Source organism: Burkholderia sp. WP9 (assembly GCF_900104795.1).
Lineage (GTDB): Bacteria > Pseudomonadota > Gammaproteobacteria > Burkholderiales > Burkholderiaceae > Paraburkholderia.
Genome location: NZ_FNTG01000001.1, coordinates 1,224,337 through 1,247,902 on the forward strand (window position 1 = coordinate 1,224,337; position 23,566 = coordinate 1,247,902).

At 60.0% G+C, this 23,566-nt stretch carries 26 protein-coding genes; 9 read left to right on the forward strand and 17 right to left on the reverse strand.

The annotated features are described in order from the left end of the window. Nucleotides 1-9: 9 nt before the first annotated feature. The 10 genes from tssL to BLW71_RS42140 all read right to left on the reverse strand — a co-directional run bounded on the left by tssL (nt 10) and on the right by BLW71_RS42140 (nt 10,709). A complete protein-coding gene (gene tssL, locus BLW71_RS05490; RefSeq protein WP_177205081.1) occupies nt 10-1,281 on the reverse strand; it encodes a type VI secretion system protein TssL, long form in 1,272 nt (423 codons plus the stop codon). A 149-nt stretch (nt 1,282-1,430) separates the two neighbouring features. Next, entirely contained in the window at nt 1,431-2,777 is a 1,347-nt protein-coding gene (tssK, locus tag BLW71_RS05495) for a type VI secretion system baseplate subunit TssK (RefSeq protein WP_091793886.1), read from the reverse strand. Between the two features lie 12 nt (nt 2,778-2,789). Continuing rightward, entirely contained in the window at nt 2,790-3,290 is a 501-nt protein-coding gene (gene tssJ, locus BLW71_RS05500) for a type VI secretion system lipoprotein TssJ (RefSeq protein ID WP_091793888.1), read from the reverse strand. A 113-nt stretch (nt 3,291-3,403) separates the two neighbouring features. Further along, nucleotides 3,404-3,886 carry an Hcp family type VI secretion system effector gene (locus BLW71_RS05505; RefSeq protein ID WP_091793890.1) on the reverse strand — a complete coding sequence of 161 codons (483 nt, stop codon included), beginning with the start codon at nt 3,884-3,886 and terminating at the stop codon, nt 3,404-3,406. Nucleotides 3,887-3,932: 46 nt separating this feature from the next. Next, nucleotides 3,933-4,400 carry a DUF3828 domain-containing protein gene (locus BLW71_RS05510; RefSeq protein WP_286161938.1) on the reverse strand — a complete coding sequence of 156 codons (468 nt, stop codon included), beginning with the start codon at nt 4,398-4,400 and terminating at the stop codon, nt 3,933-3,935. A 20-nt stretch (nt 4,401-4,420) separates the two neighbouring features. Further along, nucleotides 4,421-4,822: a hypothetical protein gene (locus BLW71_RS05515; protein WP_091793894.1), complete on the reverse strand. Its 402-nt coding sequence runs from the start codon at nt 4,820-4,822 to the stop codon at nt 4,421-4,423. A gap of 130 nt (nt 4,823-4,952) precedes the next feature. After that, nucleotides 4,953-6,446, reverse strand: coding sequence for a type VI secretion system contractile sheath large subunit (gene tssC / locus BLW71_RS05520; RefSeq protein ID WP_091793896.1), 1,494 nt, complete (start codon nt 6,444-6,446; stop codon nt 4,953-4,955). A 33-nt stretch (nt 6,447-6,479) separates the two neighbouring features. Next, entirely contained in the window at nt 6,480-7,025 is a 546-nt protein-coding gene (gene tssB / locus BLW71_RS05525) for a type VI secretion system contractile sheath small subunit (protein ID WP_091793899.1), read from the reverse strand. A 38-nt stretch (nt 7,026-7,063) separates the two neighbouring features. Next, nucleotides 7,064-9,817: a type VI secretion system ATPase TssH gene (gene tssH, locus BLW71_RS05530; RefSeq protein ID WP_091793901.1), complete on the reverse strand. Its 2,754-nt coding sequence runs from the start codon at nt 9,815-9,817 to the stop codon at nt 7,064-7,066. A gap of 448 nt (nt 9,818-10,265) precedes the next feature. Next, entirely contained in the window at nt 10,266-10,709 is a 444-nt protein-coding gene (locus tag BLW71_RS42140; RefSeq protein ID WP_286162064.1) for a hypothetical protein, read from the reverse strand. On the opposite strand from BLW71_RS42140, the gene BLW71_RS42145 reads away from it, so the two are divergent. The 8 genes from BLW71_RS42145 to BLW71_RS05565 all read left to right on the forward strand — a co-directional run bounded on the left by BLW71_RS42145 (nt 10,671) and on the right by BLW71_RS05565 (nt 16,580). Next, nucleotides 10,671-11,075, forward strand: coding sequence for a TagK domain-containing protein (locus BLW71_RS42145; RefSeq protein ID WP_286162037.1), 405 nt, complete (start codon nt 10,671-10,673; stop codon nt 11,073-11,075). The two genes, BLW71_RS42140 and BLW71_RS42145, sit on opposite strands and share 39 nt — an antisense overlap. 51 nt (nt 11,076-11,126) lie before the next feature. After that, a complete protein-coding gene (gene tssE, locus BLW71_RS05540; protein ID WP_091793905.1) occupies nt 11,127-11,705 on the forward strand; it encodes a type VI secretion system baseplate subunit TssE in 579 nt (192 codons plus the stop codon). Nucleotides 11,706-11,779: 74 nt separating this feature from the next. Further along, entirely contained in the window at nt 11,780-12,877 is a 1,098-nt protein-coding gene (locus tag BLW71_RS05545) for a type VI secretion system protein TssA (protein WP_091793907.1), read from the forward strand. A 736-nt stretch (nt 12,878-13,613) separates the two neighbouring features. Further along, nucleotides 13,614-14,159: a PAAR domain-containing protein gene (locus BLW71_RS05550; protein ID WP_091793909.1), complete on the forward strand. Its 546-nt coding sequence runs from the start codon at nt 13,614-13,616 to the stop codon at nt 14,157-14,159. A gap of 8 nt (nt 14,160-14,167) precedes the next feature. Next, on the forward strand, nt 14,168-14,731 hold the full coding sequence (locus BLW71_RS05555; protein ID WP_091793911.1) for a lysozyme: 564 nt from the start codon (nt 14,168-14,170) through the stop codon (nt 14,729-14,731). Then, nucleotides 14,718-15,167 carry a hypothetical protein gene (locus BLW71_RS05560; RefSeq protein WP_091793913.1) on the forward strand — a complete coding sequence of 150 codons (450 nt, stop codon included), beginning with the start codon at nt 14,718-14,720 and terminating at the stop codon, nt 15,165-15,167. Before BLW71_RS05555 ends, BLW71_RS05560 begins: the two co-directional genes overlap by 14 nt. A gap of 204 nt (nt 15,168-15,371) precedes the next feature. Further along, entirely contained in the window at nt 15,372-15,821 is a 450-nt protein-coding gene (locus BLW71_RS40745) for a hypothetical protein (RefSeq protein WP_143048303.1), read from the forward strand. 3 nt (nt 15,822-15,824) lie between these two features. Beyond that, nucleotides 15,825-16,580 carry a hypothetical protein gene (locus tag BLW71_RS05565; RefSeq protein WP_091793915.1) on the forward strand — a complete coding sequence of 252 codons (756 nt, stop codon included), beginning with the start codon at nt 15,825-15,827 and terminating at the stop codon, nt 16,578-16,580. A gap of 507 nt (nt 16,581-17,087) precedes the next feature. Here BLW71_RS05565 and BLW71_RS05575 read toward each other — a convergent pair. Both BLW71_RS05575 and hpaC read right to left on the reverse strand, forming a co-directional pair. Then, nucleotides 17,088-17,537 carry a hypothetical protein gene (locus BLW71_RS05575; RefSeq protein ID WP_091793917.1) on the reverse strand — a complete coding sequence of 150 codons (450 nt, stop codon included), beginning with the start codon at nt 17,535-17,537 and terminating at the stop codon, nt 17,088-17,090. A 203-nt stretch (nt 17,538-17,740) separates the two neighbouring features. Beyond that, nucleotides 17,741-18,280: a 4-hydroxyphenylacetate 3-monooxygenase, reductase component gene (gene hpaC, locus BLW71_RS05580; protein WP_091793919.1), complete on the reverse strand. Its 540-nt coding sequence runs from the start codon at nt 18,278-18,280 to the stop codon at nt 17,741-17,743. Between the two features lie 267 nt (nt 18,281-18,547). Between hpaC and BLW71_RS05585 the strand changes: the two genes are divergently transcribed. Then, the gene (locus BLW71_RS05585) at nt 18,548-19,210 is read left to right on the forward strand and encodes a response regulator transcription factor (protein WP_091793922.1); all 663 of its coding nucleotides are present in this window, start codon (nt 18,548-18,550) and stop codon (nt 19,208-19,210) included. 55 nt (nt 19,211-19,265) lie between these two features. Here BLW71_RS05585 and BLW71_RS05590 read toward each other — a convergent pair whose 3' ends face one another. Genes BLW71_RS05590 through BLW71_RS05610 form a run of 5 tightly spaced genes read right to left on the reverse strand, consistent with a single transcriptional unit; the run spans nt 19,266 to nt 23,359 of the window. Beyond that, on the reverse strand, nt 19,266-20,009 hold the full coding sequence (locus BLW71_RS05590) for an SDR family NAD(P)-dependent oxidoreductase (RefSeq protein WP_091793924.1): 744 nt from the start codon (nt 20,007-20,009) through the stop codon (nt 19,266-19,268). 51 nt (nt 20,010-20,060) lie between these two features. After that, entirely contained in the window at nt 20,061-21,185 is a 1,125-nt protein-coding gene (locus BLW71_RS05595) for an amidase (protein WP_091793926.1), read from the reverse strand. Next, complete coding sequence (locus BLW71_RS05600) at nt 21,182-21,697, reverse strand: nuclear transport factor 2 family protein (protein WP_091793928.1); 516 nt, start codon at nt 21,695-21,697, stop codon at nt 21,182-21,184. The genes BLW71_RS05595 and BLW71_RS05600 overlap by 4 nt, the downstream gene beginning before the upstream one ends. Before the next feature lie 10 nt (nt 21,698-21,707). Next, the gene (locus tag BLW71_RS05605; protein ID WP_091793930.1) at nt 21,708-22,085 is read right to left on the reverse strand and encodes a hypothetical protein; all 378 of its coding nucleotides are present in this window, start codon (nt 22,083-22,085) and stop codon (nt 21,708-21,710) included. Nucleotides 22,086-22,141: 56 nt separating this feature from the next. Further along, a complete protein-coding gene (locus BLW71_RS05610; protein WP_091793932.1) occupies nt 22,142-23,359 on the reverse strand; it encodes an acyl-CoA dehydrogenase family protein in 1,218 nt (405 codons plus the stop codon). Between the last annotated feature and the right edge of the window lie 207 nt (nt 23,360-23,566).

Genomic DNA, 23,566 nt, shown 5'->3' on the forward strand with positions numbered 1-23,566 from the left:
GTTGATCCGTCATTGCGCGACCGTGATCTCGACGCGGCGATTTTGCGCGCGGCCCTGTACGGTGGTGTTATCGCCCACTGGATCGGCGGCACCTTTTCCTACGGCTTCGAGGCGCGTCGCCGGTACGCCGGCTGTCTGAAGCAGTTGCATGATCTGCGTGGCGCGCTCCTCCGAGAGGGCTTGGTTCGAGGCGAACTGGCGGCTTCGGATCGGCAGATTGTCGGTGTAACCCAACACGGCGACCTTGCCCGGCACCTTGACGATTTCGCCCGCGAGCCTGGTGATGAGTGGCGTCATCGCGCTCTTCACCGCCGCAGCTCCCGGCGGGAACATGGAATCTCCGCGGAACGTTACCGAGCTGTGATGGTCGTCTTCGTCGACACTCACCGTGCCGGCGGCAATCTCGTTCTTCAACAGTTCCTTGAGGTGCAGTGCGCGCGGGGGAGGCGGGGGTGTCATGCGGCCAATGTCGGTGATCTGCTTTTGCACCTGCGCGCTGTGGTTCAGCAATTCGTATTTGAAGTAGCCGAACAGAGCGATCAGGATGACTGAAAGAACAAAAAGCGTGATCCATACCGGGAAGTCGAAAAACGACACCCGATTGCCCTTCGCATCCGATTGCCAGTGTGGCGACAGCGCGACGGCCAGACTCCCTCGCCGCGGCATGATCTCGTTATAGACCCGTTGACGCACGGTTTCATGTTTGCGTCGTCCATCGGCCTTGTAGCGGTAGCGGCCTTCGAAGCCCAGACTAAGAATCCGGTAGATGAGTTCGAGCAGGTCGAGATGTTCCTGCGACTCGCTCATCAGCCGCCCGACCAGAAGATAGACCTTGGTGCCGCCTTGCCGATCTTCGTGGAAGAGCGTGGCAAGTCCATGGGTATTCCATTCGACGCCGGTTTCTCCGCCTTTGCCCCATACCGTTTGCATGGCGGCTTCGTCGAGTGCCGTGCACAGGCAATAGCGCGCACCGAGGATATGATCGCGCCGGATGTTGGTCTGATCGCAGAGCTTCTGGAAAGCCCGCACTTCCTGCTCAAGCAGCACCCGCAACTGTTCTATCCCGTCCTGCTGCAACTGGTCAGGCAGGTCCGCCAGCGCGCGCAACAGAGGGCGGGCCGCCTCGAGCAGCGGGTTGCGCGAGGCCCTGATCGCGGCAAGGCGCTCCGCGGTCGATTCACCCGGCGGCGCGTCTCGATGAGGGGACGGGCCGGACGCCGCCGCGCTCGCGGCTCGGGAAGACACTTCTGCCTGGGCGAAATGTGAGGCGGCGGCCTGCATGCCGCCCTGATCGCCAGGCTGCGGGGCACGCTCGCGTGAACGGTTCACTACGTCTGAATGCACTGACTGACCTCTTCTCTCTGGATTGTCGTCGCCCTTGTTATTCGAGGCGCTAGCGTCTCACGCTGCCTGGCACCCGCTGATGCGTGCTAGCCGCGCACGCCCCACAGTTCGAGCTTCAGCGACGGGAATTCGCCGGCGACATGCAAGGCAAGTCCCCCGTGTCGCGCGACTTCGTCCCACAACGGGCCGCCACGGGCGAACTCGTAATAAACAAAGCCCGCGTTAAACGGGATCTGTCGCGGCGGGACCGGCAACGCCTGTAGCGCGATGCCCGGCAGATGTCCCCGCACCAGATCGGGCAGCCGTTCAGAGGGACCGGCTTTCGCCTGAGCGGCAAACTGTTGCTGGAGCAGGTCGGGCGGCATCGCGGCATGCACCGCGAGCACCACTGCCGTGAAGCCGCGCATGTCGACGGGATCGACCACCGCGTTGCGCATTCCATGTCCCAGCTCTCTTAGTTCAATGTGCTGTGCGCTGCGCACCAGCACCGCATTGAGCAGTAGATGCGTGTCGTCCACCAACGGCTTCAGACACAGGTGCGGTGTGGTGTGCTGGTAAGCCGGATGGGAATCGAGCGGCCGCCGGCTATCGGTGCGCACGTAGGTCGACAGTTCTCCCGCCATGCAGAGCAGCAGCGCGTAAAGATCGGCCGGGGACGTGGCCGGCACCCGGCGTAGATGTTGGAGCAAGGGCTCGTAACGGTTGAGCGTTTGCAACAGCAGATAGTCGCAGACTTCCGCTGTGGTGCCGGCGTTGCCGTTAGCGCCAGTCAGCCGGGTTGCGAGCGCGGTTGCACGCAGGCGCGTGAGTTCGTGAATCTTCGCGAGCCAGCTCGTGAGCAGTTCGCTCGCACCGAAGCCCGCCACCGGCGGAATCAAGGTCTCGTCCAGCGCGATGCTGCTGTCCGCGTGAATCGTCTTGACGCGAGTGAGCGCAAGGCCGATCCATGCATCGGTCAATTCCTTCTCCGGCACGAGCCGCAGGCGCAGATTCGACAACTGCACGGTCTTCTGACCTTGTCCGATCGAATTCGTGTCGCGCAACTCGGTGTCAAATACGGCGTTGCGCGCGAGCGAGTCGGCGGCGTTGTCGAAGCTCGTCTCTTCGCCGTTCGGCACACGCGCGGGCACCGCGAGATAGATCACCTGATCCAGGTGCTCCGCGCGGATGGTGAGCGGCGCGGGCGGCGACGTGCTGGCGGGCATATCGAACGGCGTGCCGTCGGCGAACACGCCACTGGCCGACTTCACGATCACCTTGCCGAGCGCCAGCGCTTCGCTATCGAGACTGTAGTGACTGAAGCCGAAGAAAAACGGCGAGAGCGTCGCTGCGCGTTTGTGCGCATAGTGCTCGAGGTATCGCTCCTGTTGCTGAAAAAGCTGCGGGCGCAGAAAGAGCCCCTCGCTCCAGACCACCTTGTTATGCCAGCTCATGCTTTTATTCCACTATTTTCTTTCGGTGATCCTGATTGCGTTCGGTTCAAGATCGATGGTCAGTTTCAATTTCGGCGAGGCGCGATACCACGCCGCGTCGGGCGCGGCCGGGAGCGGATAGGCCGCGCGCCATACCGAGTTGGGCAGATCCCGATAGGCCGCGAGTATTCCGATCACGGTCGTGGTGGGATCGGTTTTGTTCCGGATAAATTTGCTCTCGCCTGGCCGCAACTGGAATTGCGCGCGCGTGACGAGATCGTCCGCGAGGGCTGTCCTGTCTTTGTCCTGCAATGAAAAGAAGTCGGCGGAATTGAATGCCGCGTCGGTTTTCAATTCATAAACCCGTATGACGATCGGCGCCGCACGCTGCTGGTCGTCTGGATTGACACCCGACGACGCAACGACCGACAGTTCGAGCTTGACGGGTTCTTTCGCGGTGTTCGGATCGCGGCTGGCGCACGCGGTCAGCGCACATGCAAAGGCGAGGGCAATAACGGTGGCGAACGGGCGCATTGGGCAACGCAAAAATGAGGCACGATAGAAACGCAGCAAGGACGCAACCCGGCGAGGCCAGGGAACTCTAGGACCTACCGGGGACGGGGCTGCGCGTGAACCGGCAACGCGGCTCAAGTTTCCTTATTGCCCTTGATGTCGTAACCGGCTGTCACTGCGCCGCCGCTACCGCCCTGTGCGTTCTGAACGACATACTCCTGCTTGACCTTCGCAAACGAAAGGCGAACATGCTCGTGAATACCGTCGTCGGCGTTGCTGCCGGACGGATGAACCTGGGTGACGATCACATCGTTCATGGTGATCTTCAGATATTCGAGCGGGTTGCCGCCGGCTTTGCGCACAACCAGCACAGCCTGGTCGACGTGCTTACCGGTCAGGCAGTATTTCATCAGGTTCGGGCTCGCCCGATCCACGAGGTGTTCGAACTCGAGGTCGTCCACGGTCGCTTTTCCTGCGCCGCCGCCGGAGCCTGCATGCATATTCGCTTGCTGGGACACTCGCCAGCCCCAACTCCTGACCTCGATTTCGTTCTTGTGCGAAGCATCCGGCGACTCTCCATCAATACCGTTGATCTTGAGAAAAATGTCTTGTGCCATTTAAAAAAAGCTCCTTGCGTGTTGAATATTGATAGTCTGGTTTTCACTACTTGCTGGCTACATCCGCAATCTCTGCCTGTAGTGCCTCACGAAGACTGCGGCGATCGTCGGCGGCCCTGATATCGTCGATAAGCCATCTGCCACGAACCCAAACCAGATCGAACTCCACCTGGTGTGGCTCCTTGAAGTTTGTAAACGACACGACGGCCTTCGCCGTGTGACGCTTCGCGACCGTGACGTCGATGCCGGTCGTCGTGATGTCGAAATCCTGGCAGCGGCAAACCGGATCCATGTCCAGATAGCCGGCCTCTCCCTTCAATGCCCGCTGATCCTTCCTGATGACCCGCATGAGTGAGGGCGACGCAATCGCATGAGAGCCGGACGTATCGATGCCGGGAGGATCGCCGTTGAACGTGTAGGCGCCAAAGACGGTTTGCAGAAACCGCTTCGCCGAATCGACGCTCTGTGCAAGTGCCGGTTGCATGCCCAGAGCAGCCCACGCAACCGCCGCCAAAGTGCAGCTTCGCCATTGCCTCATTGCGCCCCCTGCCAGCGATACACCTTGTACGCCGGCTTCTTTTGACGATAGCCCGGACCGCCCCACATATCGTTCTGGCGAAAATCCGAGACCCACTGCAAGCCGTTGTACATGGTGATATGGCCGGCGATATTGCCGCCGGGATAAGGCTGAATAACGGCCGTGTCGCCTTTGCGCGGCGTAATCAGGTCGCCCACGGATACTTCGACAAACCCATGCGCGCGCAAAACGGGACCGTAGTTCCTGGCGAACTCGACCGCCGGTCCCTGAGAAATGACGATTCCGCCGGCCGCAAGCGCTTGCCTCACATAGGTCGCGCATCGGCCATTGGAATCCGCATGGGCGTGAGTATTCAGATGCCTGACCGCTGCATCGACATCGTAATTTTGATCGGACATATCAACGTGTTGAATCGGATCGCAATCGGTTGAAAATCACGAACGGAAAGCGGGGCGAGATGCGGACGCACACCTGTTTTCGTAGCGCTAACATGGTCTGCATCCAGAAGCCTGCTTCCGGCCGTTTCAGTCAGGCGGCTTCCTTGATGGACGGCAACCGCGCGACGAGGCGCAAGGACACCGTCAGCCCTTCGAGCTGAAAGTGCGGGCGCAGAAAGAACTTCGCCTGGTAGTAGCCGGGGTCGCCTTCCACTTCCTCCACCACCACCTCCGCGGCGGCGAGCGGCCGCCGTGCCTTGGTTTCCTGCGATGAGTTGGCGGGATCCGCGTCGACGTAATGCATGACCCACTCGTTCAGCCAGCGCTGCATGTCTTCGCGCTCCTTGAATGCGCCGATCTTGTCGCGCACGATGCACTTGAGGTAATGCGCGAAGCGCGAACAGGCGAACAGATATGGCAGGCGCGCGGACAGATTCGCGTTCGCGGTGGCGTCCGCGTCGTAGTATTCAGCGGGCTTCTGCAACGACTGCGCACCGATGAAAGTGGCGTGATCGGTGTTCTTGCGGTGGATCAACGGGATGAAGCCGTTCTTCGACAATTCGGCTTCGCGCCGGTCCGAGATGGCGATTTCGGTCGGGCATTTCATGTCGATACCGCCGTCGTCGGTGGGAAACGAATGGCACGGCAGATTCTCGACCGTGCCGCCCGATTCGACGCCGCGGATCAGCGAGCACCAGCCATACAGCTTGAACGAGCGATTGATGTTCACGCCCATCGCGTAGGCCGCGTTGGCCCACGCATAGCGACGGTGATCGGAGCCGTTGGTGTCCTCTTCGAAATCGAACTCGTCGACGGGGTGGGTTCTCGCGCCATAGGGCAGCCGGGCGAGGAAGCGGGGCATGGCAAGCCCGACGTAGCGCGCGTCTTCGCCATTGCGCAACGAGTTCCATGGCGCGTACTCCAGGTTTTGCGTGAAGATCCTGGTCAGGTCGCGCGGGTTGGCGAGCTCCTGCCATGATTCCATTTGCAGGACCGCAGGCGACGCGCCGGAAATGAACGGCGTGTGCGCCGCTGCGGCCACCTTGGCGATCGAGCCGAGCAGATCGACGTCGGGCGGCGTATGGTCGAAATAGTAGTCGGCGACGAGGCACCCGTAAGGCTCGCCGCCAAGCTGGCCGTACTCCTGTTCATAGATCTGCTTGAAGAGCGGGCTCTGATCCCACGCAATGCCTTTGTAGCGTTTCATCGTGCGCCGCAACTCGTCTTTCGACACGTCCATGAAACGGATTTTCAGACGCTCGTCGGTCTCCGTGTTCGAGACCAGATGGTGCATACCGCGCCAGGCGGACTCCAGTTTCTGGAAGTCGTCATGGTGCAGAATCAGATTGATCTGTTCGGAAAGCTTGTGATCGATCTGCGCGATGATTGCCTCGATGCTTTTGTAGGCGTCGTCGCTGATCGTGGCCGACTGCAGCAATGCCTGTTCGGCGAGCGTCTGCACCGCGTGTTCGACAGCCACGCGGGCCTGTTCGGTTTTCGGTCTGAATTCCCGGTTGAGCAACTGGGTAAAGTCGGACGGCGTATGCGCTTCCGCAGCCCCCGCGTGGATCTGTTGTGTTGCCATGTCATGTCCTCCGGATCTGTTCTGCTCAGGCGGTCAGATGGTCGTGACCGTATCCACTGTGTCGTGGTCCGCGTCTGTCACGAGCGGTTTCGGTGTGGCCGCAAGCGATTTCAACAACGCCGGATCCTGTAGCAATCTGTTGACGAGTGATTCCGCACCGGACTTGCCGTCCATATACGTTTGCAGATTCGCGAGTTGCGTGCGGGCTTCGAGCAGTTGGCGCAGCGAATCGACCTTGCGGGCCACGGCCGCCGGCGAGAAGTCTTCAATGCTCTCGAAGGTCATGTCGACCAGCAACTGTCCGTCGCCTGATAGCGTGTTCGGCACCGTGAATACGACGCGCGGCTCGATCGCCTTCATCCGTTCGTCGAAGTTGTCGATATCGATGTCGAGGAAACCGCGCGCGGCTACCGGCGGCAGCGCCTCGACGGGCGAGCCGGAAAGGTCCGACAGCACGCCCATCACGAACGGCAATTCGACCTTTTTCTCGGAGCCGTAGACTTCGACGTCGTACTCGATCTGCACACGTGGCGCCCGATTGAGCGCGATGAATTTCTGCGAACTGCTAGGAACGGACATGGAGGTCTCCGAGGACGGTGGTGAAGAGCCGGCAGCGGTCAGTCAACGTGCTCGACGGAAAATGTGTGTGACATGACGGCTGATGAGTGCCTTTCCGGCGCTGGCGCAAGCGCATACGTGCATTGGAAAGCGAGCGCCGCGATGGGTAGCGCGCTCGCGTCGACGAGGTCGATCTCGATGCGTGTGATCATTCGTTTCGACGCAAAGGCGTCGAGCCATATCGCGGAAAGGCGCGGCAGCACGTGTTGTTCGATGAAGCCGATCAGCACGCGAGCCCCGGTTTCCTGAACAAGGCACCTGCCGACGATGTAGTCCACCACTTGCCGGCTGTACGCGAGCGCCATGTCGTGAACGTCAGCCATGCGTCTGGCAACGCGCTTCAGATGGAGCCGTACGATGCGCGCAAGCGATTCGTGCGCGAGAGGCCGGTACGGCACCACGCTGACGCGGCCGAGAAATGCCGCGGGAAATGCCTTGAGCAATTCGGGTCTGAGGGCTTCGCGCAATTGGTTTGCATCGGGTGAGCGCGACGCATCGGCGCACAGCGTGGCCGTGAGTTCCGAGCCCGTGTTGCTGGTGAGCAGAATCGTCGTATTGCGGAAATCGATGTAGCGGCCGTCTCCGTCTTCCATATAGCCCTTGTCGAAGACCTGGAAGAACACTTCATGCACGTCGCGATGAGCCTTCTCGATTTCGTCGAGCAAGACCACCGAATAAGGGCGGCGCCGCACGGCCTCGGTGAGCACGCCTCCCTCGCCGTAACCGACATAGCCGGGCGGGGCGCCTTTCAGTCCGGAAACGCTATGGGCCTCCTGATACTCGCTCATATTGACGGTGATCAGGTTCTGCTCGCCGCCGTAGAGCGCCTCCGCGAGGGCGAGGGCGGTTTCGGTCTTGCCCACACCGGAGGGTCCGGCAAGCAGGAAGACGCCCAGCGGTTTCTTCGGATCCGTGAGCCCGGCGCGCGCGGTTTGCACCCGTTCGCCGATCTGACGCAAGGCGTCGGACTGCCCGATCACGCGCGCTTCGAGCGTGGCTGGCAGCGACTGCACGGCGGCCACTTCGTCGGTGACCATGCGGCCGACGGGAATGCCCGTCCAGTCCGACACAACCTGGGCGACGATCGCCTCGCTCACGTCCGCGAACACCAGTGGCGCATCGCCCTGCAATTGCGTGAGGGCGTGCTCCAGATCTTTGAGCGTGTGAAGCGATGCGCGCGCCTCCATGCTCGTGTCCGCGCGTGGCACGCCGCTATCGATGCCGAACGCATCACGAGCGGTGAGCAACGCCTGCGCCGCTGCGAGCTGCGCTTTCCAGCGGGCTTCGATGCTCCCTTCAACGGCGACGAACTCATCGACGCGCGTCTGGGCCGCCGTCAGTGCGCGGCCGGGGTCCAGCCCGATACGCGATTGCGCGGTGAGCAACTCGCTTTCGACGCGTGCCGCCCGTACGCGCTGACGCACGTCCTGCAACTCTCGCGGAGGTGCGTGCAGGGAAAGTGCGACACGCGCGCACGCGGTGTCGAGAAGACTGATGGCTTTGTCCGGCAGTTGCCGTGACGGGAGATAGCGATGCGACAGCGTCACGGCCGCGCGGATCGCCTCGTCACGCACGACGACATCGTGATGCCGCGAGAAGGTCTTTGCGAGGCCGCGCACCATATCGATAGCGGCCGGTTCTTCCGGTTCCCGCACCTGCAGGACCTGGAAACGCCGGGTGAGCGCCGGATCTGTTTCGATGTGGCGCTTGTACTCCGCCCAGGTCGTGGCGCCGATCGTGCGAATCGCGCCGCGCGCAAGCGCGGGTTTCAGCAGATTGGCAGCGTCGCCAGTGCCTGTCTGACCGCCCGCACCGATCAGCGTGTGGATTTCGTCGATGAACAGGATCACGGGCACCGCCGACTTCAGCGCGGCCTCCAGCACGCCTCTCAAACGGGACTCGAATTCGCCCTTCATGCTCGCGCCGGCGAGCAGCGCGCCCACGTCGAGCGTCAGCAAGCGCACGCCCACCAGTTTGGGCGGCACGTCGCCGGTGGCGATGGCGCACGCAAGTCCCTCCACGACGGCAGTCTTGCCGACGCCCGCTTCGCCAGTCAGCAACGGATTGTTTTGCCGACGGCGCAGCAGCACGTCGATCATCGTGCGAATTTCCAGCTCGCGCCCGATGACCGGATCAATTTCGCCGTTGTGCGCAAGCGCGGTCAGGTCCGTGCAGAACTGTTCGAGCGGCGAAGCTTTTGATTGCGCGGCAATTGCATGCGAGGTCTCGCCTGGCACGGCCGGTGAGAAATCGCTGTTGTCGTAGGGTGCTTCAGCGGTTTCTGGGGATGCGTCTATGGATGCCAGCAGAGATGCGTTCAGACCTTCGGCGGTTAGCCTGGCGAACGCCGGTGAGATGCAAAGCAGCACACGCCGCAATTCCACCGTCTGTACGAGTGCCGCGACGAGCCATGCGCTGCGAATGCGCCGGTCATTGAAGCTGAGCGTGGCCAAGACCCAGGCTCGCTCGATCGCCATTTCGACGTGATGCGAGAAATCGCTGATCGAACTGGCACCTGCGGGTAGCGCGGCGAGCGCGCTCGCCATGTCACGATCGAGCGCTTCCCGGTCGATACCACAGTGCCGCGCAATCCGATGCAGGTCCGAGTCGGGCTGCTGCAGCAGTTGATGCAGCCAATGCACGAGTTCGATATACGGATTGCCGCGCAGCTTGCAGAAGACGGTGGCGGACTCGATGCTTTTGTATAGCGTAGTTCCGAGCTTGCCGAAGAGCGCCTGTCGCGTAGTCGTCATGGGGTTTCTCTGCGTCGCTGTCATGCGTTTTCGTGCTTTCGCTCGTTGTCGGGCGAAGCAATTGCGGATCGGCCCAAATCAATCTGGGATCAATCTGAAAATAGGGCTGCGGGCTATTCGATCCATTGCGGATCAATCAAATTTCCATTCTTAAGTCATGATATTTTTTTTAAGTGAAATAAAATCGTCAGGATTGTATTAAGCGCATGACTTGATTCATTCGTCAATTGATGCGGGTCGAAACAGAGTGAAAATGGATGACGTTGTGAAAATTCCGAGTTGGATTGGGATTGTTCTTCGTGAAAGTGTTAATTTGTGATTCTATTTTGTGTGTAGGTGATTTATTTTATTATGATGTATTGATCTGTATCGTTGTCTTGAAATTGCGGGATAGTCGTGAAAATATGTAAAATGCCATGCGCTGGAAGGTTTTTTATCCTAATCTTTATCAAAAAAAATAAGAGATGGCGGTCAAATAAAATTTCATTCGCTTTGAAATGGGCTGATGCTTGGAATTCGTGTTTAGAATGCGGCTTCCGCCAATCAGCAAAGCACGGGCAATGACATGTGGGTCAGAGGATTTATCAGGCGTGAAATGAGGGTATCCCCGCGCGTTGAAGCGGGCCCGACACAAACGGAACGCAAACTGCCGGGAGACAGGCGCCTTGCAAATCAGATCGCCGACGATCATCTGCGCGCCCCCGAATACGATTCCGAGTACAGCAATGGCGAAGCTATTCGTGGCAGCAGCGCGATATTCGGCCTGATCGGCGCCGCCCTGGCGTCTGATACCGGCGAGTCGCGGCGAGATCGCAGCGAAGCAAGCAGCGGTATCAACGATCTGATCGAAACGTTGCACGAGCAGTACCGGCGCGTCCTTTGCGATCCCCATGCGTCTCTGCCTGGAGGTTGGGAAGGGCAGTCCCCTCTTTCAGTCGACATGTATCCGGCTTCGCACTATGAGGCGCAATCCGGTGCACGGACACAGCACATCGCGTCGATCGAAGCACTTCTGTCCGGGGCGCGTTTCATGGAAGACGCGTTCGGCCCGCTCGCTGCGGACCTGGAGGGCGACTTCGGCGCGGCGGAGTCGGTGCCCGAAATCCTCGGTCTTTTCGCACCGGAGGTATCCCTCGCCGTGGCCGCACGGCGCGCGCGCGTGTTGCCGCCCGCGCTGGCGCGACGGGACCACCATGCGTTGGGTCTGGACAGCCCGTTGCCGGCACCACGTTCAATGACACACGAAGAGACTCGATGACCGCATATCTATCCCGCAGCAACCAGACAGAGTGGCAGCAAGGCGCCGCCGATGGACAGGCCTAAGGCGCCTGCTTCCGGGGCCGTGAAACGCGAGGCGCGTTCCGCGCGCGAAGGCGCCGCCACGCCCCGACGAGCGAGCGCGCATCTGTTGCCAACGTTGCTCGACCGTCTGCGTGACGATGCGCCGCGCAGGCACACGGAAGCGCCCAGTGAATACACGGTGACCCGTTCGCAGATGCGCGACATCGTGCAGCGCGATCTGGCATTCCTGCTGAATACGACCAGCATGGAGGATCTGATCGATCGCGAGCGATATCCGCATGTGGCTTCGTCGACGGTGAATTTCGGCGTGCCGCCGCTTGCGGGGGCCTTCACGGCAACGCGCAAATGGGAACACATCGAGAAGATCATCCGGTCCGCGATCAACGAGTTCGAGCCACGGCTTATCGCCGAATCACTCAGCATTGCGCCGCTCACCGGTGTCGATGCCGAGGTTCACTACAACGTGCTGGCATTCGAGGTCCGCGGCATGATTCGCATGGATCCGTATCCGCTCGAATTCATGGTGCAGAGTTCGCTCGACCTGGAAACGAGTCAACTGAACGTCACTGGAATGCGCGCGGGCTGAGCGTGATCCTGTATCGCGGCGGACGCATGAAGAACAACCGCAATTGCAGACGGCCAAGCGGATGAAGGTCAATAATGAGCAAAAGCAGAAAACACCTTGTGCAGAGCGCGGGGACAACGAAAGCACCTGTGCCTCACAACTGGATGACCCCGGTCGACTCCGCGGCACCGTGCGGCATCGACCTCGAATACGACCCGGAATTCGTCGTTCTCGCGGCGAAAATGACCACGAGGCCGGACGCGCAATACGGCAATTTCGTGGGATCGCCGGAGCCCGTCAACTGGAGCGACGTCGATCGCGACTGCCGCCGTTTGATGATGCGCAGCAAGGACATGCGTCTCGCCGTGCTGTTCACGCGCTGCCGCACCCGCCTCACCGGTGCGGCGGGACTCGCCGAGGGCGTGGGCCTGCTCGCCGCGTGGCTCGCGGCTTTTGCGGATCAGATTCACCCGCAGCCCGGCGTCGACGCGGATCGCGAGGCCGCGCTCGAAATCCGCATGAACGCATTGCAGGCCCTGACCGACGTGGATGGTCTGCTTGCGGATGTGCGAGAAATCGCGTTGACGAAGTCGACCGCCACGCGCCTTCAGGTGCGCGACATTGAGCGTGCGTTTGCTTATCCCCGTCTAAACGATGCGCTTGCGCCGGAATCGGTGACGCGGCAACTCGACGATCTGCGCTCACAGCAGCAGGGCACGTTGACGGGCTTCGACGAGGCGCTCGTCAGCCTCGCCGCGATCGACGCATGGAGCCGCGAGCACCTGGGCGTCCACGCGCCGGATCTTTCGGCGCTGACCCGGTTGCTCCGGCATGTTGCGCGAGATGGCGCGTACGCGGACAAAAGGAAAGCGGACATCGCTATGAGTGACCCGCCGACCATCGAACGCGGCGTGGATGAAGCGCCTCCCGATTCGTTGGCCGGGCATGAAGGGGAGTCGGCGCGCGGGAACGTCGATGAAATCGCAGGTGAGAGCTTGGGCACGCCACTTACCGATCGCCAAACCGCTCGCGAGCTAATCAGGCAGGCCCGTGAGTGGTTTGAGAAAAACGAACCGAGCAGTCCGGTTCCTTTGCTGCTCGGGCGCGCCGAGCGACTTGTGGGTAAGCGCTATGCGGAGGTGGTCAAGGCCATTCCCGCTGAACTGCTTGTTCAATGGGAGAGCGAGGGGTGAGCGCCCCACGTGGGAGCGGCGGCGCAGGCCGCCTGAACAAATCAAATAGACATCGGTACGCTTCGACACGAAGTAGTCGATACGCGAAGCGAATTGATGATAGGTCGCTCCCGTTATGCCCTTCACCGAGCTTCCTTTTGCATAGTGGTATGCGAGTCCGCACAGCCGCCGACACACCGCACGCAACCCTCCGCCCACTAGCATGAGCGGCCACGCCGCACCCATGAAGAAGGCGCAAATCATCGCGCTTTTTTTGCCCGTGCATCCGGTGCGCTCGGGCCGACCCGTGATCTGTCAACTCCAGTGCGCATTGTCATGCGGTGCGCATCAGTCGCATTGCTTTTCCGACTTATCCCATGTACGCCGCTGCAGGCCTCCACAGATGATTTTGAGCCTGCAGTGGCTAAGCCGCTGCAGCAGCACTGGTGGCTTGGCTCGCCGGTCGCCTTCGTCTATTTCATGGAGTCGTGGAAATGTCGGATCAAGTATGTCAAGGCACGTTTTATCACTTAGTCACTGTAGGCGCGCTCATCGGGCAAGGCGTGCGTGTCACCACCGGGCGGTCTATCACGCTGGCCGGGCTGCCCCTTGCGTGTGTCGGAGATATCGTGACATACAGCGACGGCGCGCATGCCGTGATCAACGACAGTCCGCATCGCAGTTGCACACATCCACCCTGTTCGTGCCGCTCGATGAGCATGGCAACCAGCTTCAACTTCAGTGAGGGGGTGCAGGTATGAAACGACGCATAGCGGTTGTGGGCGACACCTTGAGCTGCGGGGGCGAGGTTCTTGACTATGTGCAGGGCACCGGCTTTCGCTTTCACGGCCATAAGGCCGCACTACTCGGCAAGGAAGCATTCTGCCTGACGTGCAAAAGCACCGGGATACTCGCGAAAGCGGGCGGCCCGTATCGGCTTCAATACGAGACGACGCACCATGTGGCACTCGATGGAGATATCGTTTTGTGCCAGTGTTCAACCCCACCGCGCATCACTGCGAGCCTGGCAGGAGAGTCGTGGTGCGAGGACCGCGATTATGAATACGCGCGACGCGTGGAGCTTGATGGTGAGCACGCGTCCCAAGTCGAGTATGCACATCAACGCCACGATGAGCAGTTTGCGCTTTTTGACGCCGCACATAACGTAGTCCCTGACACGCCTTACACCGTGTTTCTGCCTTCGGGCGAACGGATTCACGGCATCACCGATTCGCGCGGACGAACCCGGCGCTATCAAACGGACAGCGCGCAATCCATCAAGATTTACCTTGGACACAGATAGGAGGCTCGATGCCGGATGCACTTGGGACAGCAATAACAAACACCAATCCTAATTCGTGTGTGATCGTACGCACGGATCGGCTTTGCAAGCCGTGGCGAATCTCTCAGGCGGGAATCGGTTTTATTGAAGCATGGGAGGCTTTCCGGCCACATCTATACGACAACGATGGCGGTGGGCGCGGTGGAAATACAACTATTGGCTTCGGGCACCTGGTTCATATGGGTCCGATATCGGGTGTATCCTCTGAAGCCCCTTTTTTGAGGGGTATATCGTTGGAGCGTGCGCACCAATTAATGCATCAGGATTTGATAGACCCTGAACGGATCGTGAATCAACGCATAAATGTTCCGCTCTTTCAATACGAGTACGATGCATTAGTCGATTTTGTTTATAATTTGCGCAGTCACAATGAGGGACTTTTGCATCTCGTAAACACCGGCCACTACGACCAGGTGCCAGCAAAGTTTTTGGAATATTCGTGGGCAGGCGACGTACAACCGCGTGGCATTTTAAGGCGGCGCCGTGCAGAGGGAAACATGTTCAAGGATGGGAATTACGATGCGAGCCATTAAAGCAATCATTGTAGCGACTGGCTTTGCCTTTGCCACGTCTGCATTTGCTGACGCGGCTTGTGAGAAACACGCTAAAAAGCGTAACGATTTTCTCGAATGTACAAAAGCTGACGCAGACAAGATGCTTTTTGACTCGAAAAGTCTATATCTTAGAATTAGAGAGCAAGCCAAAGGAGACAGGCGGGCCGCGATAGACCAAAATTATCAGATATGGAAAGACAAGCTTGAATCAGATTGCACAGTGTTAGGCTATTCATTCAATGGGTGGGGGGGAGACTACACGCCGGATACTGATTTCCAGATTGCAGAATGTCGAAAGACCATCGCGACTCAGGAATTTGAGTTTTATAAACGGCTCACATGCCCCGGCGATATGGAAACGTCTCCAGTTCCAAAGTGCGCGGCCATAAAAAAGGCGCTTGACGAGAGTCGATAGAAAAACACGATCCCCGCTACGGCGGGGATTTTTATTGGAACGAAGACCTGCGTGAAAACCGATGAGGCATGGCATCCCCTTGTCAAATGGAAGTAGTCTTTAGGAGTTCTCTGATGTCATACATGTCTGCCATGGGGATAAGTTTGCATTTGTAGTGAGAGCTACATTTGCAAACGGCGCAAGCCACTCAATCAGAGAAAAACGATGACAAGCAGACGGTTATTTTTGCGTAATAGCGCATTATCTCTCGTGGGAATCACATCGCAAATTGCCCGCGCCACCCCCGAGTCGCCCCAGCTCCCTGCCACGTTGCACCACGGCTATGCGCTAACCAATGGCGCGAGCGCACTGAAGCGCGACGATGGGTCATGGATTTTTTGGGTTCGTATTATCAATTATGATAATCCTGATGATGATATTAACGCAAGTCTAGAGCTGGCAACTGATAGGGCATTCTCGCAAATCATCGAAAACCTTCCTTTTACTCTTACGAATTCACGATCTTTCATTGCCCAGCCGGTATACACGCCAAAATCTGGAACTTCGCAACCCTTTTATCGCTATGTGATCGGATCGAATCCTTCGACTTCTCGTTCGGTAAGTTCGGTCGTTAACTCAATTTCCCCATGGGATACTGAATCAAAGGCTGAATAACAAATGGCAAAAGTAGAGTTGGTGTTGCAATGGGTCGAAACGGGGTCGAATTCGATGGGATCTTATCAGGCGTTCATGTCTGCAGGAAATAGTCCGAGCGACTCGCTGTCAATAATCCAGAACGGCAGCAATCTGATTGCGACCGTATCAAATGTCAGCAATATGCTGAAACCGATCCGCATCATTACTAACGGCTTGTCAGCCACGTCCGCACTAACCCGGATCGTGACTGACTGGAAAGACCCAAATAAAAGGGTTCAACCCGGGGATGTGCTAACTCTTGTCAGTGCGACTGGTACAATCGCCGTTACGCTACTTATATGGGCGGAAATTGGACCCGGCGCGGCAGCGGCAATTGGAGCACTCGCCCTTGCTGCTGACTTGCAGTCTTCGTTTCAACCGTATGTGAGTGCCGCTAAGGTATGGCTTGGAGCTGCATTGTCGAAGACGCTGCAGCTTTCAAAACCAGCATCCATTGCCAGCGCATCGCTTTATTGGGGAAGCGTCAACCACGGGAACGGGTATAACCTTTACACATATGATGAGATAATGTCCGGTAAAGGTCTATTCGTCTATCTGAGTGATAGCATGACAGCGCCGGGTTTGATAAGAATCTCTGGAACCCCAGTGCCGGGTAGTTTTACACCGGTAGCAGACTCCCTATATAAGCAGAGTTACTGCCGGGCGCTGTATGACGAGAGGGGAGGCTCGGACCTTACCAGCTGGATGAATTATTGTCAGAGTACTATGTTCCGATGAAGACGCCTGCAATGCCACTCAGTATTCGAGCTGCCATCGTCGCTTTTTTTCTTGCCTTTCTATGTGAGGTATCGGTAGAAGGCGTTTTGTTATGGAGTTTGCCTTTAAAGCCGACAGGATGGGTCGCTATAATCGCAAGCCTTATAGCTAATCCGTTGGCACTGGTGTATGCAATGAAACGCCGAAAATGGGCCTTTGATCTTCTCAAGTGGATCGCAGCGTTTAGCATTGTATGGACCGTGTCCGGTGGACCCTATCTTTCGGTATTAGGCGTGTGGTCTATCGCTCTTATTGCGCTTTGCGTATGGCTTCGCGTTCTAGCGTTTATCATGCTACGGCGCGAGTCGGCGAGAGAGTGGATCGACTCCGCTATGGCGGCACGCCACCTGTAGCGCAGGACAAGGGACGAATCTGCGCCGCGGATATTGACGCCCGCTTCGTGCGGGCGTCTTTACGTAGTTTCTCAAGGGTCGCTTTCGCAGGAGCGGGAATCGATCCTCTCGGCACTCAAGGCTTCAGCAGCCTGTAAACAGTCAGGGATTTATGCAACGACAGAAGTGACCACGCATTGAGCAGGCCGACTGAACAAATCCAGAAAATCATCCGGCCTGTACCCGTTTCAGCGCTTACCTGCCTGATGGACAGCAGCACTCCAAGCAGCACACTGAACACACATAGCGCGATTTGGTGCCCAGGTGAATTGACGCCGTAAATCTCACCCGTTGCGTGATTAAGCCAACCTACCAACGTTTGCCAGTTTTCCGTATCGCGCAGTACCGCAGTCACCACCATGCCGTTTTCGAGTCGGGGCGCACCGTCTATCTGTACAGCGTAGTGACGTTTTCCCTCGACCGTCACGTTAAAAGCCAGTCTCACTATTCTCGATCCATACCTATCTTTCTCTGCGACTATCCCGCTGATATTTTCAAGTGTGACTGTAGTTGCGTGGTAGGTCATAGGCGGGTCATGCTTCAGGCGGATCAGAGGAACACCAAATATAACCCGCTCGCCATCTTGTATTTCCTTCTACTCATCCGCCAATGTCGGATCAAGATCTTCGCGCTAAAGATGTGTTCACCGGCTGGCACGTACAGCCGCACGCGCTCGCTTTGCGCTTCCGGCACCAAAAAATGAGCTATCGCGCGAGTTGCCGCCCTGCATCAACAGACCGCCGCGCGTTTGACGCGATGGAAGTTGCGATCGAAGTAGATCAGTCCGTCGCCATCCGTTCTCACGCTAATGCGCGTGGTCTTCACGAACATCACCGAATGCGAGCCGACTTCCTTCAGATCGACGATCTCGCCTTGCAGGCTGGCCAGCGCGTCACGCAAGACAGGCACACCATGTGCGCCTTCATCCCAGATCGGCCAGCCGAAGCGTTCTTCCATCGGCACCTGGGTCATGCCGGCGAAGTGGCGTGCCAGCAACTCGTGCTCGCCCGGCAGTACGTTGATGCAAACGTGCCGGTTGCGCTGGAAGGTCGCGTGCATCGCGCTCGATCGGTTCAGGCAGACGAGCAGCGTGGGCGGCGTATCGGTAACGGAGCACACGGCGCTCGCGGTCACGCCGCAACGTCCGTGCGGTCCGGCTGTCGTGATGACATTCACGGCCGCGCAGAGATGCGCCATGGCCTGACGGAATTGCTGTCTGGCGCGCAGGTGGGCTTCGGCGTCGGGAGTCGCTTGCTGAGTCGGCGTCATAGGTTGGCGTGCTGATGCGGGTGTCGAGTGATTGGATTCAAGCGTACTCAATCGCGTGGTGAAAAAGAATCCGCGCGAGCGGCAGGCGGACAGGCGTGTTTCCCAGGCTGTCTAAAGGTTTCCCCAGTGCGTCGACTAACGTTGATAACGTTGAGTTAGCGGGCCATGATTCACCGGTCTTTTCAGGGTAACTATCGCTTTGCAGCGCCTTTTCCACTGGTTATGATGAACCCGCTTTTACGTGTCGAATCGCCTCCCTACGTCCACATGTCCCAGCCGCCGCAGTCCGCCACCTCACCCGCACCGATCGTCTATATCGTCGACGACGACAGTGGCATGCGCACGTCGCTCGCCTGGTTGCTCGAATCGGTTGGCGTGAAGTCGATGGGCTTCGCCAGTGCCGGCGAGTTTCTCGGTGCGTTCGATCCGGCGGTGCCGGCCTGTCTCGTGCTCGACGTGCGCATGCCGGAACACAGCGGCTTCGATGTGCCGGCGGAATTGAACCGTCGAGGTGCGACATTGCCGACCATTTTCGTCAGCGGTCACGGCGACATTCCGATGTCGGTGCGCGCGCTGCAAAACGGCGCGATCGATTTCGTCGAGAAGCCATATAACTCGCAGCAGATGCTCGATCGCGTGCAACGCGCGCTAAAGCTTGCCGCGCAACGTCATTTCGCCGGCCAGAAGCAGCGCGAACTGCGCAAGCGGATCGACTCGCTCACCGCGCGCGAAAAAGAAGTGCTGCGCGGCGTGATCGACGGCAAAGGCAGCAAGCGCATCGCCGGCGATCTGTCGATCAGCGTGAAGACCGTCGACGTGCATCGCGCGAGCATCAAGGATAAGCTCGGCGCGGCATCGATCGCCATGCTGGTGCGCGAGGTGATGGCAGTGTGGGATCAGGATGCGGCCGCTGTCGGCATGCCGCGTTGATGCATGCCGCTGCGGCGTGAATTGCATTGAATAGGCGTGAGAGTGTGGCTGAGCCTCAACGCATGAACAGCCCGCCATTCACGTCCCAGCACGCGCCGTTCGCGAAGTAAGCATTGTCCGCGGCGAGCAACACGGCAACGTCGGCGACGTAATCCGCCGAGCCCAGACGTCCTGCGAGAATAGTCGAGATCACCGCCTTCAGTTTGTCGGGCGCGACGCTTTCATGCACGATCGGCAGATCCATCGGTCCAGGCGAGATCGCGTTGACGGTCACACCCGCAGCGCCGAGATCGCGCGCGAAGACCTTGGTGAGCGTGATTACACCGCCTTTCGCAGCCGCATAGTGAGCACCGGTTGCCGAACCGCCATTCTGTCCCGCGAGCGACGCGATGTTGACAATACGGCCCGCGCCCGCGTCGGCGAAATGCTGGCCGAACACCTGGCAACCGAACAGCACGCTGCGCAAATTCACGTTGATGACCTGATCGAATTGCTCCGCGGTAATGTCCATCACAGGCACGACTTTGGAGGCGCCTGCGTTATTGACCAGCGCGTCGATACGACCCCAGCGCTGAAGAATCGCGTCGCGCGCCGTGGTGAAAGCGGCTTTCGCGGTGACGTCGAGATTCAACGCGAATGCGGTGGAACCGTCGGCGCTCAGATCGCGCGCAAGGGCTTGCGCTGCATCGAATGCGATATCGCCGATGGCGACCGCGTAACCCGCAGAATGAAAACGCGTGGCGATCGCCGCGCCCAGACCGCGCGCGGCGCCGGTGACAAGGACAACTCTTTTCTGCATCGCTTCCACTCCTGATAAAACGGCCGCTACTGCAGCGGCCTGATGCATCGCTCAAGCGGCGAGGGCGGCTTCGAAACGCGCCGCGATTGCGCACACCTGTTCATCCTGCCCCTTGCGTCCGACAATCTGCAATCCCGCCTTGAGTGGCGACCCTTTGACAGGCAGCGGCAGGCTCAACGCGGGATGGCCGCTCAGATTGAACGGCCGGATCAGTGACGACATGGCGATGACCGACTTCCCGCCGCGTGCTTCGTCGAGCGTGATAGGAAGCGCGGGCAGCGTTGGCAGAATCAGCACGTCGGCGTTGTCGAGCGCGCGGTCGACTGCCGCCGTGAACTGGCGGCGCACCTGTTCCGCTGCGTCGAGTTGCGCGGCGGTGGTGTGGGCTGCCGCGCGCAAGCGCGTGTCGAGATCCGCGCCGATTTTTCCGGTTGCCACCAGGTGACCGAATGCGCGCGAGGTCTCGGCATTGATCACGGCTAGGCCCGCGTCGAAGGCGGCTGCAAGGCCCGCGAGCTGCAGCGTGTGCGCAGTGCAGTTGGCCATATCGGCCGCGCGTGCGACGGCTGCGAGGATATCGGGCGCCGCGTCGACTTGCACGACGCCGACTTTGCACGGGCCTTGCCATGCGTGCGCGGCATTCGCATCGAAGTCCGCTGCGATAGCGAGCATCGCGGCAGCGAGCGTGCGCATGTCGCGTGCGAATGGCCCGACACAATCGAGCGTGGATTGACTCGGCGCGACGCCCAGCCGCGACACTCGCCCGAAGGTGGGCTTCAGACCGATCACACCGCAACATGCGGCGGGCCCGCGAATCGAGCCGCCGGTGTCGGTGCCGAGCGCGGCGTCGGCAAGTTTCAGCCCTACCGCGGCGGCCGACCCGCTCGACGAGCCACCCGGAATGCGCGCAGCATCTTGCGGATTCTGCGGCGTGCCGGTGTAGTCGTTAATGCCGGTCATGCCGAAGGCCAGCTCATGCATGTTTGCCTTGCCGACAATGTGCCAGCCGGCCGCGAGCAGGCGCTCGACCACTTCCGCGTGGCGCTGCGCGGGCCGCGTGTCCGCCAGTGCGCGGCTCGCTGCCGTGGTGCGGTAGCCGGCGATATCGATCGTGTCCTTGATCGCGATGCTCGGACCCGTATCGCCTAGCGAGAGGGTCTGGATAAACTCGTTCATGGGTTCGGTTTCCTTGCATTGACTTGCCACGGCGCGTCGAACAGGCGCTCCGTGCGAAAGTGCGTGATGAGCCAGTCGCGGCCATTGCCGGCAGGCGCGAAATCCACTTCAAGGCGCGCGGAGATCAGTTCGGCTTGCGCATCGACATAGCCGGACGCCTGCAGCATGATCCAGCGGCCTTTTGCATTCGAGCCCTGCACGTCGATGGTTTCCGATGTGAGGAAGTGCACGTTCACCGAGAAATGCGGCGAGGGCGGCAGGTAGCGCGTGAGCATCGCGAGGATTTCGCCGTGGCCGCTCAGGCGGCCGAACTTGCTCGCATACTGTGGGCCGATGCCTTCCCAGATCGCATCGGCGCTAAAGAGGGCCGCGAGCGTCTCGCCTTCGATTGCGCCGGACGGCACGTCGCACAGCGCCATATAGCGTGTCATCGTGCGGCGTACCGCGGATTCGGCTTCGAGCGCGGCGAGCCGTTGGGTCAACACCGCGAGTGTTTCGGGAATGGCGCTCATCGCGTCACGCTCAGGCTGCATGGGCATGTTGCGGCGGCACCTGCAGCGCACGGCCGACACGCGCTTCGATCTTGCCATAGCGCCACAGGTTGTATTCGCCCACCGGCGTGGTGCGATACAGATTGCACACGGCCACGGTGGTGTCGAAATCGCGCACGTCGGCCATGATGTAGAAGGTCCACGGCGAGTTGTCGGCATGACCCACGGTGAGGCGGTCGTCGTCCATGATGCCGAGCACCTTGACGCCTTCCATCAATTCGACCGCGGCCAGCATCTTGCCGTAGGCCTGCCAGACTTCACCGATCTGTTCGCGCGGCAGGTCGAAGAAATTCTGCGTGACGCCGCAGCAGAAGAGAACGCGCAGCGGCGGTGTTGAAGTATCGGACATGAGGTGTTGCTCCTTGTAATCGTAGTCGTCTGGATGCTGATCAAGCGGAAAGTGGCCTACAGGTAGCCCGGAATCGGCGGCACGCCAACGAACACCGCGCCGGCGCCGTCGTAGTTGCCTTCGCCGAGAAACGCGTGCTGGGTCACGACCATCGAGTCGCGCATCAGCCGTTGCAGCGGATGTGAGCGATAGATCGCCATCGTGCCGCCGAGGCGGTAAGCGCGCTGCACGACCTCGGCGCCTTCGCGCGCGATCTGCGTCGCCGCGAGCCGCAGCAGGCTCACCTGATCCGCACTGACGGCGTTGCCCGCGAGGATCGATTGCCAGACCTGATCGGTCGTGTCGTAGAAGAAGGCGCGCGCCGAGCGCAATTGCGCCTCGGCTTTCGCGAGTTCGATGCGGTAGTAGGCGCGGTCCGCGAGTTGCGGCGCGCCGGTCGTGGTCTTGCGGCCGCCGGCCATGTGGTTGGCGACATCCAGCGCGGCGCGGGCGAGGCCGAGGTTGACCACGGCGAGCACCTGCGCGGCGTAGGCGATCGTCGGGTAGCGATAGAGCGGTTCATCCACGCAGGGTGCGCCGCCGCGCACGAAGGTCCAGTCGTCGGCAACGAACTGGTCGACGACACGCAGATCGTGACTGCCCGTGCCCTGCATGCCGACCACGTCCCAGTTCTCGACGATCTCCACCTGCTGCGGACGGAACACGGCGGTGCGCGGTTTGCCGGCCACGCCTGAGCCGGCCGCACTTGAGCCAGCCGCACCGAAGCCGGCCGCACCTAAGCCGGCCGCCCCGATCCCCACACCAAGCCAGTCGGCGCCCTTGCAGCCGCTCGCGAACTTCCATGTGCCGTTCACGCGCCAGCCGCCTTCAGCGGGTTGCGCCGGTTGCACGGGAAAGAGGCCGCCCGCGAACACCTGATCGGGGCCGCCGGCATAGATCTGCGCCTGCGTGTGCAGCGGCAGCGCCGCCAGGTAGACGTTGGCCGAACCGAAGCTCGCGACCCATGCCGCCGAGCCGTCCGCTGCCGCGATGCGCTCGATCATGTCGAGAAACACGGCCGGCGCGAGCGCGTCGCCGCCAAAACGCCGCGGCGTGGCAGCGCGATAGACGCCCGCGCGCTTGAGTTTGGCGATCACATCGCGCGGCACGTGCGAGAGGCGGTCGAACTCGTCGCGGCGCGTGGCGATCTCGGCGATTACTTCGTCGAGCGGCAGCGGCGCGCTGTTCGAAGTGATCGCGTGGTCGGCTGCAAGGGCGGTGGCGGTATCGGACATGTGGGGGCTTCTCCTTGATTCGTTATCGGCTGAAACTCGCGGTACGTTGGGCGCTAACAAGCGAGCACAATCGAACACAAACGAGCTGTGCAGGTTCAGACCAGTCTAGAAATGCAAAAAGAACGCTTCAATTGGGACGTGGGACGCTCTTTTAGGTAATGCGCCGGGGGTATCTAAAGAAATCTCAGGCGCGAAACACGCGCATGG